Source organism: Kordia periserrulae (assembly GCF_003054265.1).
In the GTDB taxonomy this organism is placed as follows: Bacteria; Bacteroidota; Bacteroidia; order Flavobacteriales; family Flavobacteriaceae; genus Kordia; species Kordia periserrulae.
In genome coordinates, this window is sequence record NZ_QBKT01000006.1 from 256,878 (window position 1) to 269,628 (window position 12,751).

The following is a 12,751-nucleotide window of genomic DNA, read 5'->3' on the forward strand; positions in this document are numbered from 1 at the left end:
TTCTTGTATTCCTATGAGGATGGAATCTTTTTCTAAGGAATGTATTAGTCACATCGAGCGCAGTTGAGATGCTTATTCGTTATCGCTCGCAAACCATTCTGCACACGATGAATCCGTTTCTTGCAGTCGTAGCGAGAACAACTGAATTTCTTTCGGAAGTCTATTTTTTATTTTTTCAGCAAAATCAATCACCATATTTTCACTTGTTGGTTGGTAATCTGCCAAAATCACATTGTGCCCTTCTTCACGCATCGTTAATGCCAGACTCAAATGTGGTGTATTTTTGTTGAATACAATTGCGTGGTCAAATACATCTACGACTTCTTCTTTGACAATTTTTTTCAAATCGCTAAAGTCAATCACCATTCCCCATTTTACATTCGAATTGTCTGTAATAGGCGTTCCAATCACGGTTACCGAAAGTTTATAACTATGTCCGTGTACATTTTTACATTTCCCGTCGTAGCCGTACAGTGCGTGACCAGTTTCAAAATTAAATTGCTTTGTAATGCGAATTTTGCTCATGTTCCTTCTCAATTATGCGGCAAAGATAGTTTTTTTTGGTTTTAGGAGTTGTTAAAATCGTTTTTAGGTCTTTGGTGTTGGGTTTTTGTATTGGAATCTAGAGTTTAGAATCAAGACGCTGGATTTTTTGGTTGTTTTATGACAGTTTTACTTTTTAAAATATGCTTTCGGAAGTTGTTCTTTTATGTTTTTAAATGGAAAATTAAAATCTTCCATTGGAGTTTCCTCAAAAGATATAAAATGCGGAATTGAGATATTTTGTATGCTTCTTCTGGGATATAATTCTCTTACAGTTTCTTTTTCTTTATAGTTTAATAATTTGTAGGTTTTGCTGAATTTCTCTAACGCAATACTGTCATACTGTTTTTGATAAGCTTCATTCAAAATATTATTAAAAATGGTGTTGTGTTTAAAATCAGAATCTAAATCATACAAACAAACGAATTGCTTATTTTCAGTTATTAGCTCATCAAGTTTTTTTGAGAAAGTATCCACGCTGTATTTTTCTTTTCCAATGTAAAATTCATTATGTATAAGAAATAGAAATTGACTTTTAGCAGGCTCAAAATAGTCTATGGACGGATAAAAGTTATTATACTGTACAGGAACTTTACTACCTATTTTTGCTTCATAGTGTATATTTCGAATCGGTGTGATGTATTGTCTATACAAATCATAACCTCTTTCAATTCTGTCTTCAATAATGTTATATGTTACATCATTAACCGCAAAAAAAACGATGGCGTTTATTTTAATCATTTCAAAAAATAAAGCCTCCAAATCCCTCATTTTAGTATCATTATCACATATGAAAGCGATTCTTCTTAATGCATGATGAAATGACACATCATCATGACTAAAGACAAAATCAATGAGTTCTTCAGGTTTTGCATATTTATCATTAAGTTGAAGCTTAAATTCATTTGAATTAGGCACTTTTCCGAATCTCACATAGATGAATGCTGTTTCACGGCTTGGCTCAAAAAGCCTATAGTTTGTAAACTTTGGTAATGTAATTTCTAGTATAGGTAATATAGTATCCTTTTCATACGTGAGTTTTTGAAATATTAGAGAATCTTTATAAATGGTAGTTGGAAAGGTGTGGTTTAAAAAAGTAAGACTATTATTTTTAATTTCCACTGGATAACTCTTCCAAATGCTTCCATCATCACTTAAAGAAATGCTATCAGTATTGATTTTTATATAAGGATATAAGCCATTAATTTGGCTCCAAGTTCCGTAGTATTGCTCTGTTTTTGAACAGGAAAAAGCTAAGATGGAAACGATAGATAGTAAGATAATTTTCTTCATCAGAATACAGTTAGTTTCCAACAACGCATCAAATTTTGTACCTTTTTTACGGATTGGATTCCTGCCTTCGCAGGAATGACAAAAAACAAACAACTACTTCCGAAACTTCGCTAGTGCATTCTTGGTAAAGTCAGATAAAACCAATGTTCCTGAAAGTTCAGCACGTTCAGCTAACAATTCATCCCAGTTTTCGGTGCCTTCCCAGAGTATTTTTTTCATGCCCACCAACGCATCCGGATTGTAAGAAGCGAGTTTTGCTGCAAAGAGTTCCACTTCTTTATCTAGTTCTGCTTGGGTTTCAAAGACTTTGGCATACAAACCTTTTTCTTTTGCCCAATACGCGGTTTTCCATTCGCTTGGTGCTAGACTTAGTTCTGAAAATCCTGCTTTTCCGATTCTATTTTGTACAGCAGGAGCAATGACAAACGGACCAATTCCGATGGTCAATTCTGAAAGTTTGATGGAAGCTGCTTCGGTTGCCATCGCATAATCACAGGCAGAAATCAATCCAACGCCGCCGCCCACAGCTTTTCCTTGCACACGACCAATGATGAGTTTTCCGCACGTACGCATCGCGTTAATCACATTCGCGAAACCGCTAAAAAAGGTTTTTCCATCTTCCAAATTGTCAATCGCGACGAGTTCGTCAAAGGAAGCACCGGCACAAAATGCACGGTCGCCTTCACTTTTGAGAATAATCACATGTACAGCATCGTTTTCTGCAAGCTTATTCAATTCGTTCGTCAATCGTTCTAACAATTCGCTAGGAAACGAATTACTGGCAGGATGTCCAAATTCAATCGTAGCGATGTTGTTTTGAATGCTGGTATATAAACTTCCGTTTGGGCGTGTTGTGGTCATTTTTTTTGATTTTTTGCTATTCAAATGTAGTGAATTTTTTGAACCAAGAGTTTAGAGTCAGGAGTCAAGACTTTTTTGTTTCAAAGTAGTTCTCGATACAATTTTTCTATGAAAAATCACTCAAACAGACGCGTTGTGATTCAAAGAGATTCCTGCCTTAGTTCGACAAGCTCAGTACGAGCTGCAGGAATGACAAAGACAGTTCTAAGCAAGTCTAAAATTCTAACATCTCTAAAAAATCTAAAGATTCTGCGCATTCGCTTTGGGAACAAATTCTTTTCTAAAAAGATACACCAGTGGAAATCCGCGTGCAATCATCCATAAGGTAAAGGCTATCCAAACTGCGTACAGTTTTATATCGAACCAATCTAATAGTAAAATGGTTGGTACAAATACTAAAAAAGTTGAAAATAACAGCACGTTTCGCAGCATCGCCATTCTTCCCAATCCTTTGAAGATTCCGTCAAAAATAAAGGCAATCGCACAAATGGGTTGCATTGCCAACACAAGCCAAAAAACAGCATAGAATTCGTTCAGAACTTCGGCTTCTTGTGTAAATATTCGTCCAATAGGAAAGTATAGAATTCCGCCAAGAATACACATTACAACACCGATAATGATGGCATATTGTATCAATCGTTGACTGAGTTGTACCATTTCAACATAGTTTTGTTCGCCGTACAATTTCCCAGATAATATGTTTCCTGCACTGGAATAACCGTCAATGACAAACGCGCCAAATAGCCAAATGTTGAGCAAAACCGTATAAGCTGCACTGTACGCTGCCCCGTATTTGGTGGCAAACGCCGTTCCGAAATATAATGCGGTGTTGAGCGCAATGGTTCTTATAACTAAGTTGAGAATCATGCCCGCCATTCTTGGTAATTCTTTGTGAAAAGGCAGGTAGATTTTTAACGGAATTTGTGTTTTGCTCAGCAAAAGTGCTACAGATAATATCGCCATAAATATTTGTGCAATGACACTGGCATACGCCGCGCCTTCTACGTGCATGGCAGGAATAACATTTGGAATTCCATATACGAAAGCAAAGTCCAATCCGATGTTGAGTAAAGTTCCTAAAATGGCAATCACCATAGGAATTAGGGTGTTTTGTAAACCTCTAAAGACACCAAAAATCGCGAAGGTTAATAGCGTAAATGGCAATCCAAAGATGCGAATTTGGAAGTATGAAAAGCTGTAACCCAACGTAATGCCTTTTGCATTGTAAAAGCGTAAAATGTATTCTGCAAACGGATAGCTAATGGCAATTACGATAAAACTAATCAGTAAAATAATAGCAATTGCTTGTGCAGGCAAGGTTTTGATATCATCTAGTTTGTCAGCGCCTAAGTATTGTGAAACCAAGGCAGAAATTGCGCTTCGGGTTTGTCCAAAAACCCACACGAGCATTGAAATAAACGCTCCAGCAATTCCGACAGCGGCTAAGGCTTCTGTAGCATGCAAATCGACGTTTCCGACTACGGCGGTGTCTGTGATAGACAAAAGCGGTTCGGCAACTCCTGAAATTAATGCAGGAATTGCAAGTTTGTTAACGAGTGATGTGGTGACTTTTGTTTTCAAAAAATGCGTTCGTAACAGTGAAACGGATATATACTTTGCTTTGGAAAGTAAATATCGTCTAGTTTTTTATAGCCGCGAAGTTCGTAAAACTTTTGGTTTCTTAGGTTCTTACTAAAGGTGTCTAATCTTATGGAGCGATAATTATTTTTTATCGCGTAGTTTTCGGCAAAATTCATTAAAAACTGTGCATAGCCTTTTCCTTGTGCTTTTGGGTGAATTGCCAAGCGGTGAATGTAGAGATTGTTTCCATCTGGCGAAAGCCAATTTACAGCTTTATATTCTTCGTCCATTAAGGTAGAAATCACGATGCAACCTACAATTTCATCCGTTTCTAACAATACGTACAGCTCATTTCGTATAACATCTTGCTCAAAAGCGGCGCGATTTGGATAGTGCTCATTCCATTGAAAAATGTTCTTTTCAATCATATATGCAGCACAGGCTTTGGTGATAATTAACAAAGAATCAATGTCTTGAGAAGTGGCTTTGCGAATGTATAAACTCATATATTTTTTGTACTGCGATTGAACAACTAAAGATATTTTAAAAAATTGAAAAATAATGTGTGAACCAAAAAATGATTACTTTTGCAAAAAGTAAAGACCATGAATCATATTTTAGTTCCTATCGGAGAATCTACCAATGCGAAGAACACTTTACAGTACGCCATTGACTTTGCGAAAGCGATGGATGCCAAAGTATTTGTGTTTAGAGCGTTTAAAATACCGTCTAAAGCAGGAACCATTTTAAATGTTGACGAAATTGTAAGTCGCGAAACTACTACGTATGTGAAAGAAGTGGTGGAAAGTGTTGACTTAAAAGGTGTAGATGTTTCTGTAATTTCTGCGAAAGGAAATGTGATTGACAGCATTAATGCTATTGACAAAGAGTTAGGAATTGACTTGATTATTATTGGCCCGAGAAGCAATTCTATCAAAGAAGAAGTCTTTTTGGGAAGTACTTCGGGAAGTATTGTGAAACAAACGGATATTTCTGTGCTGGTTGTGCCAGAAGGATATGTGTTTCAACCAATTAAAAAGGTGTTGACGGCTATTAAGTCTGGAATTATCAAACGCAAAGAAGTGTTGAAACCATTGGAAACTATTTTAGAAGTTTTTGATGCAAAAATGCAATTACTACAAATAAAAACGCCTGATTTTTTACCTGAAGATTTAGAGTTTCACTCGGAATTGGCAGCCATTACTTCTGGTTATAAAAGCTCCGAAAATTCAACCTTGTTTCAAGGTGTATTGGAGCATTTGAACGCTAATAATCCAGACATGATTTGTGTGTTTAGACGCAAACGCGGATTTTTCCAAAAACTTTGGATGCAGAATTCTATTAAAAAAGTAGATTTCGAAAGTCGCTTGCCATTATTGGTTTTAAAAGGGACTGAATAACTAAGAAATATTCAATACTCAAAAGCTGCTTATGATTATACGTAAGCAGCTTTTTTTATGATTAGCCGTCAAAAATTGTAAGTTTTTTATTTAATAAATAATTATATTTATATACAATTTTGTAATTATACATCTAAAAAACTAGTAGTATGAAAAAACATATCCACTTTCCTGAGCTATCCAAAACAAGAATTTGGAGTTTTAACAACATGTACGCGAGCGATAAAAATTCGAATGATAGACACAGTTGCGATAAAAAAACCTGTGACAAGCAAACCTGTGTATATACTTGTAAAAACACATGTGAAACTTGTGAAAATACGCATTGTCCAGGAAATACAGAGAAAGTTTGCTGTGCGTAATAGAATCTTTTTTAAAGTATATTTTGTGTTATTTGTGTGTTTTTATATTCATAATGAGTGCTTTTCATCTTTGCTTTTGTAACTTTAGGAATTAACCAAAAACTTTTACAGTATGAAAAAAAGAAATGTCAAAAACTTACAGCTGCGAAAAAAAGTAATCAGTAGTTTAAAAGGAGAAGCTCTAAAAGGACAATTCAGAAGAGGTTCTGATAATCCAGATTGTAGCGGTGATACAGCAATTGTATATACGTGTCACGAAACATGTAATAAACAAGAATAAAAATAAGACAGGAAACAAGCGAGTTGAACGACTCGCTTTTTTTATGCTTTGATAAACTCGATGGTAGTTTGTACGACTTCTGCTAAATCGGTTGGCAATGCTGTTTCTTTCCACGGATGACGCGCACCAAATACATGATTGGCATTTTCAATCAAATGCAATGTGCTTTTTGGATTCCATTGGTGTAAATTTTTGGCTTCTTCAAGCGAAACAGCAACATCTGTTGTTCCGTGAATGATTAAGTGTGGAATTTGCAGTTTTTTTGCAGCACGTTCAATATTCAGGCGAATAGTATTCTCTTGAAAATCTTCAAAAAACTGATAATAATGTGGCATTTCTTGCTTCGTTCTGCCATTAATTACATAATACACACCTGTTTCTTTCCACTTTTTTAAATCTTCTCCTTGCGGGAATCGGGATGCGTAATCGGAAACGCCAGCCCAAGAAATTACGTTGGAAATATTTGATGCTTCTGCAGCTTTTATAGTAACAATTCCGCCGCCGCGAGAATGTCCGATGAGCGAAATCTGTTGCGAATTAATTTCTGAAGAAAAAGGAAAATCAGTATGTGTTACAAAATCCAGCACAAACTCCAAATCATTGAGTTCTTTGGTATAATTGTTTTCGCCAAAAGCTTTCAAATCGGGAAAATCAATCGGTTGTTCCATCGTGCCGCCGTTATGTGAAAAATTGAATTTCACAAAGAAAAACCCTGCTTTGGCAAATGCTTCTGCGACCAAATTCCACGCGCCCCAATCTTTAAAACCTTTATATCCATGGCAAAAAACCACTAAAGGCTTCGGCTGACCGTTCTTTGTGAAAAAGTAATCTACTAGGATGTTTTTATCGCCTTTGCGCGTTACAATGTTGTTTATAAGCTTCTGCATCATGATTATACTTCTTTTTCTGTGAATGGAATGTCGATATTGCAAATTTCGAGAATGAGTTGTTTGAGTTCGACCAAGAAACCATCGAGCGTTTCAGCCGTTACCAATTGATTTTTGTTGCGCGCTCTTGAAGATTCTTTCGTTCCGAATTTTAAAAATCCGCTTTGTAAATTTTTAAACGAAATAATACCCGCTTCCGTATCGCCCGAAAATCCTTGTTGCTGGTATATCATATACGCGTACGCCAATACTTGAAAGCTTTTGCTGAATTTATAATCCTGCGTCAACAAATCCCAATCGACAATTTCTACATCGCTTTGCGACACTTTTCCCGTTTTGTAATCGATAATTCGCAGCACGCCATCCAATTCGTCCACACGATCCACTTTTCCGCCAATATAGACAGGAAAATCCAGTTCAGGAATTTCCACTTTTGCTTGCAAATTTTGCTCTATTTGTAGAATTCGCAATGTTTTTCCGCTTTTTAGGGTTTGCAATTCTTGTTGTAAAAAGTTGGTTACGTAGCGTTTGGCAACATTAAAAATGATGAGGTTTTTTCCACGATGAATGGTGCCTTCTCCATAGGTTTTTTTAAAGTTTTTTATCACCAATTCTTCCACTTTTGAAAACATTGCTTTGATGTCTTTTGTGGTGATGATTTGACCTTCAAAAGGTTTGTATAACAATTCAAGCGTGTCGTGCACCACAGTTCCAAGCGTATTGGCTGCCACAGTTTCTTCTACCGCTTCGTATTCGTTGATGCCTAATATTTTTTGATAATAGAAATCAATCGGATTTCGAATATAAGAAGTCAGCGCCGATGGCGAAAATCCTTTGTTGGCAATGTCTTTGAGTCGTTCCATTACGGAAGTTTCTTTTTTCACCACTTGCATGGCGTGCTCAATCTTAGGCACTTTTGGCGTCACTACATGTTGCGTCACCGTATGATTTGGTAATGCGTAGGTTTCTAATTGCATTAAAAAACGACTGCGTTCGCCGCCGCTGAGTCCTTCGGCTTCGGTATTGTAGAGTAAAAATACATGTTCAGCTCTGTGTAACAATCGATAGAAATGATAGGTGTAAATGGCGTCTTTTTCTTTATAAGTTGGCAGCTTGAACTGCTTTTTTAAGTCAAACGGAATAAACGAATTGTTACTTTTTCCCGAAGGTAAAATACCTTCATTGACAGACGATAGAATCACAGTTTTGAAGTCGAGTACACGTGTTTCCAACATTCCCATCAACTGCAAGCCTTGTAGCGGTTCTCCTTTAAAATCGAGTGTTTCGGTACTGATGATTTCTTTGTACAACGCTAGTAAGGACTTGATATCCGTGATGTAATTGTGTTGTTTGGTTAACAATTGTAATTGATTGAAAACTTCGTTAAAACGATACAAATATTCCAACGCCAACAGATGTTGCTCGCGTTCTTCGATTAATGTTGCTTTTAAATGCCGAATCAGCGTCACACAATTTTGAATGGCGGTTTTTGGTTTGTCATTCCAGTAGGTAAATAACAATTGTGCAATTTCCTGAGTTTCTTTTGGAAAACGTTCTACAATCACTTCCGTAGCAACATAAATAATGTTGTTGGCTTGAATATATTCAATAATATTCGCAGCAATATTTTGATCTTTTTGCTGAAATAACGGACGCAAATTGGTGTCCGACAGCACATTGATGATGTTTTTATAGTAAAATGTATCATTTCTGTGATGCTCTTGCAGTAGATACAGATTGTTAAATGTGGTTGCTAACGGTATGTCTTTCAGCGGAAAACCCATTGTGATATTAAGACGTTCAATTGCTGACGGAAGCGAATTTAGACACGGAATGAGCAATTGTTCGTCACCCAAAACCACTGCAACATCTTGAAGCGTTTCATCTTCTTGTTGTAATTTTTGAAGAATTTCACCAATGTATTTTGCTTGCGTAATATTTTTAGGAACACCGATGATTTCAATATTTTTTTCGGACGAGAAATTATCAGCAATCCAAGAAAATTCATGCTTTTGAAAGTAGTTCCATTCATAGCGATGACGACGTAAAAATAAACTTGCATCGTGTTCCGGATCGTCAAAAAAGATGTGATCCGTATCCCATAAAATTTCCGCCAACCCAACTTCCAAAAACTCTTGAATGATTTTTTCTTCAGCAGTATTAAGTGCATTGAAACCTATAAAATAATGTTTTTTATCTTCGTTTTTCTGCAAATAAAATTCCAAACTATCAACCGCTTCTCTGTAGACCAATCCTTGATAGGCAATTCCTTTTTGGGTAATTTTATCTGTCAACGCATCATAATATTGCTCCAATTTATCCCAAAACTTCAAATAATTCGTCATCAAATCGCTCGGTTCTTTATCTGGCGACCATTGTTGAATTCGCTGAATAGCACTTAAATAGTTAAAAATTTCTTTATGATTGATGAGATATCGGTCAATTTCATTAAAATCTTGCAGTAGTATTTGCGCCCATTTTGAAAAGGAATCAAACGGTTCTTGCGCGTTTTTGGGAGTTAATTCTTTGTAAATACTGTAAAATTCAAACAGTAATTCTGTATTGCTGACCGAAGTATATCCAGAAATTTGTTCTACCAATTCTTCAATACTTAAAATATCGGGAGCAAAAGAAGTTTGTTGAATTTGCTGTGAAAGTTCGTGTTTTAAGAAGACACCTGCTCTTTTACTGGGCAATACGAGCGTAAGATTGCTAATATTGGTATTGGTAGTAAGAATGTATTCAACAACATGTGAGAGGAATGACTTCATATTGTAAAAATAAAAAAACGCCTCGATATTTCGAGGCGTTTATTATAATGTTATGTGAGATTGAAATTAGTTTCTAACTAATTTGATTTCTACTCTTCTGTTTTGAGCTCTTCCTGCTCTAGTTTTGTTAGATGCAATTGGCTCTCTTTCACCGTATCCAATAGAAGTAAATTTGTTAGGTAACTTAGATTCTAAGTAACTCTTAACTGCATTTGCTCTTTCTTCAGATAATTTTTGGTTTAAAGATTCAGAACCTACGCTGTCAGTGTGTCCACCGATAGTGAATTCTTCTTTAGGGAAACCTTTAATTAATTCTACAATCTTGTTTAAGATTTCGTAAGTTTCTTGCTTGAAAGAATCTTTTCCAGAGTTAAAGTAAACTGTTCTTGCTAAGTTGTCTAACTCAGTAATTTCAGTAACAGTCATTCTTGCGATTGGAGGACATCCGTCGTTTTCAGCAACACCAGCTACTTCTGGACATCTGTCATCTTTATCTAATACTCCGTCACCGTCTTTGTCAGTCCATGGACAACCTTTGTTTGCAGCTGGACCAGCTTCGTTTGGACAGTTATCTTTAGCATCAGTGATTCCGTCGCTATCAGCATCAGGACATCCATTTAAAGAAGCTAAACCTGCAGTGTTTGGACAGTCATCTTTTGCATCAGCAATTCCGTCACCGTCAGTATCAGGACATCCGTTTAATGCAGCTAAACCTGCAGTATCAGGACAGTCATCTTTACTATCTTCGATTCCGTCACCGTCAGTATCAGGACATCCGTTGAATTCTGGTAAACCTTTTACGTCTGGACAAGCATCGTCTTTGTCATAAATTCCGTCTTCATCAGTATCTTTTCCACCAAATTTGATAGCGATACCAGCTAAGTGTTGGAAGTGAGGAGCTAAATAATCCTCAAAAGAGTGCTTGTATGTTGTTTGAAAGTTTAATGCGATACTTTCAGAAAACCAGTAGTTGATACCTAAACCTCCGTTTACAGTACCTGCTCCGATATCGTCAACCCAAGTGTAACCTCCACCAACTTCTACATAAGGATCAAATTTCCCTAAGTCAACTAATTCGCTGATGTTGTACTTGATAAGTGCGTCGAAACCGTAGTATGTTAAATCTTCTACTTTTTGTGTTCCAAACTTCTCAATTCTATTAACAGAACCTCTTGCTCCTACAGAAAATCCGTCTCCAACATATTTAGAAACGCTAATTGCTGAAAGCGTTGGTAGGATATTCCAGTGGTCTCCTACATTGAAGTATTCGTCAAACCACTTTCCTGTAACTCCTGCTGCTTCCATATCGTTTGTTGGATAGAAATCAACAGCATTAACGCTAACGTTAATTTGCCACGGGTTATTTGAGTCTTGAGCTTTTACGTTGCTGAATCCTACTACAAGCAACAAAGCAACTAAAAATCTGCTAAGATGTTTCATGTTTTAATTATTTAATTTTAAGTGTTAATTAAAGGACAAATGTAAGTTGTTAATACTTATTAACAAAGACAAATATATTAATTTTTTTAGAATCCGTTAAGAAATATGAATATTTAAGCTTTTAAATCACATTTAATTCTTTTCCAATTTCGGTAAATGCGGCAATTGCTTTGTCCAAATGTTCTTTGGTATGTGCTGCTGATAACTGCACACGTATTCTAGCTTTTCCTTTGGGAACTACAGGATAGAAGAATCCAATTACGTAAATTCCTTTTTCCAATAATTTGTCTGCCATGATTTGCGATAACTTGGCATCATACAGCATTACAGGCACAATTGCCGAATCACCATCCACAATATCAAAACCAGCATTTTTAATACCTTTTTTGAAATATGCAGTGTTGTCCATAAGCGTATCGCGCAGTGTTGTATCATTTTCCAGCATTTCAAATACTTTGATAGATGCGCCTACAATTGCAGGTGCTAACGAGTTTGAAAATAAATACGGTCTTGAACGTTGACGCAATATTTCAATAATTTCTTTTTTTCCTGTGGTGTAACCGCCCATAGCACCGCCCATCGCTTTTCCGAGTGTTCCTGTAATGATGTCAATTTTTCCCATTACATTTTTATCTTCCAGCGTTCCGCGTCCGGTTTCACCGATAAAACCAGTAGCATGACATTCGTCAATCATAATCATCGCATCGTATTTTTCTGCCAAAGCGACAATTTCATCCAGTGGAGCTACCAATCCGTCCATAGAGAATACACCATCTGTTACAATAAGTTTAAATCGTGCACCATCGGCATTGGCTTGTTGGAGTTGCTTCTCCAAATCTGCCATGTCATTATTTTGGTAACGATAACGCGCCGCTTTACACAAACGAACACCATCTATAATAGAAGCGTGATTGAGCGAATCAGAAATAATAGCGTCTTCTTTTGTCAATAATGGTTCAAACACACCGCCATTTGCATCAAATGCTGCTGCGTATAATATCGTGTCTTCTGTTCCGTAAAAATCGGCTATTTTTTGTTCTAGTTTTTTGTGAATATCCTGCGTTCCGCAAATAAATCGTACCGAAGACATCCCAAAACCGTGCGTATCCATCGTGTCTTTTGCAGCTTGAATGACATCTGGGTGCGATGACAATCCCAAATAATTATTCGCACAGAAATTAATAACCGTTTCGCCAGTATTGATGGTAATTTCTGCTCCTTGTGCAGAAGTAATGATGCGTTCTTTTTTATAAAGTCCAGCTTCTTCTATTTCTTGAAGCTCTTTTTGTAAGTGTTGTTGTATGCTTCCGTACATGTTTTGTTAGGTTTTCTA

The 12,751-nt window shown here is 36.5% G+C and carries 12 protein-coding genes; 3 read left to right on the forward strand and 9 right to left on the reverse strand.

The genetic code is table 11. The features are described 5' to 3' along the window. Positions 1-72: 72 nt before the first annotated feature. From C8N46_RS13890 to C8N46_RS13910, 5 genes are all read right to left on the reverse strand, one after another. The gene (locus C8N46_RS13890; protein ID WP_108115507.1) at positions 73-525 is read right to left on the reverse strand and encodes a 6-pyruvoyl trahydropterin synthase family protein; all 453 of its coding nucleotides are present in this window, start codon (positions 523-525) and stop codon (positions 73-75) included. 147 nt (positions 526-672) lie between these two features. After that, on the reverse strand, positions 673-1,836 hold the full coding sequence (locus tag C8N46_RS13895) for a hypothetical protein (RefSeq protein ID WP_146169825.1): 1,164 nt from the start codon (positions 1,834-1,836) through the stop codon (positions 673-675). Positions 1,837-1,929: 93 nt separating this feature from the next. Further along, entirely contained in the window at positions 1,930-2,697 is a 768-nt protein-coding gene (locus tag C8N46_RS13900) for an enoyl-CoA hydratase/isomerase family protein (RefSeq protein ID WP_108115509.1), read from the reverse strand. A gap of 240 nt (positions 2,698-2,937) precedes the next feature. After that, positions 2,938-4,278, reverse strand: coding sequence for an MATE family efflux transporter (locus C8N46_RS13905; RefSeq protein ID WP_108115510.1), 1,341 nt, complete (start codon positions 4,276-4,278; stop codon positions 2,938-2,940). After that, positions 4,275-4,784, reverse strand: coding sequence for a GNAT family N-acetyltransferase (locus C8N46_RS13910; RefSeq protein ID WP_108115511.1), 510 nt, complete (start codon positions 4,782-4,784; stop codon positions 4,275-4,277). Before C8N46_RS13910 ends, C8N46_RS13905 begins: the two co-directional genes overlap by 4 nt. Before the next feature lie 99 nt (positions 4,785-4,883). Here C8N46_RS13910 and C8N46_RS13915 point away from each other — a divergent pair, with 99 nt between their 5' ends. From C8N46_RS13915 to C8N46_RS20520, 3 genes are all read left to right on the forward strand, one after another. Further along, positions 4,884-5,678 (forward strand): universal stress protein, encoded by a 795-nt coding sequence (locus C8N46_RS13915; RefSeq protein ID WP_108115512.1) that lies wholly within the window; start codon positions 4,884-4,886, stop codon positions 5,676-5,678. Between the two features lie 149 nt (positions 5,679-5,827). Continuing rightward, positions 5,828-6,040 carry a hypothetical protein gene (locus tag C8N46_RS13920; RefSeq protein ID WP_108115513.1) on the forward strand — a complete coding sequence of 71 codons (213 nt, stop codon included), beginning with the start codon at positions 5,828-5,830 and terminating at the stop codon, positions 6,038-6,040. Positions 6,041-6,152: 112 nt separating this feature from the next. Continuing rightward, positions 6,153-6,320, forward strand: a complete 168-nt coding sequence (locus tag C8N46_RS20520) for a hypothetical protein (RefSeq protein WP_158269152.1) — start codon at positions 6,153-6,155, stop codon at positions 6,318-6,320. Positions 6,321-6,361: 41 nt separating this feature from the next. Here the strand turns inward: C8N46_RS20520 and C8N46_RS13925 are convergent, their stop codons facing one another. From C8N46_RS13925 to kbl, 4 genes are all read right to left on the reverse strand, one after another. After that, complete coding sequence (locus C8N46_RS13925; RefSeq protein ID WP_108115514.1) at positions 6,362-7,210, reverse strand: alpha/beta hydrolase family protein; 849 nt, start codon at positions 7,208-7,210, stop codon at positions 6,362-6,364. 2 nt (positions 7,211-7,212) lie between these two features. Beyond that, a complete protein-coding gene (locus tag C8N46_RS13930) occupies positions 7,213-9,978 on the reverse strand; it encodes a PD-(D/E)XK nuclease family protein (RefSeq protein WP_108115515.1) in 2,766 nt (921 codons plus the stop codon). Between the two features lie 66 nt (positions 9,979-10,044). After that, positions 10,045-11,418, reverse strand: a complete 1,374-nt coding sequence (locus tag C8N46_RS13935) for an OmpA family protein (RefSeq protein WP_108115516.1) — start codon at positions 11,416-11,418, stop codon at positions 10,045-10,047. A 121-nt stretch (positions 11,419-11,539) separates the two neighbouring features. Further along, complete coding sequence (kbl, locus tag C8N46_RS13940) at positions 11,540-12,733, reverse strand: glycine C-acetyltransferase (RefSeq protein WP_108115517.1); 1,194 nt, start codon at positions 12,731-12,733, stop codon at positions 11,540-11,542. Positions 12,734-12,751: the final 18 nt, after the last annotated feature.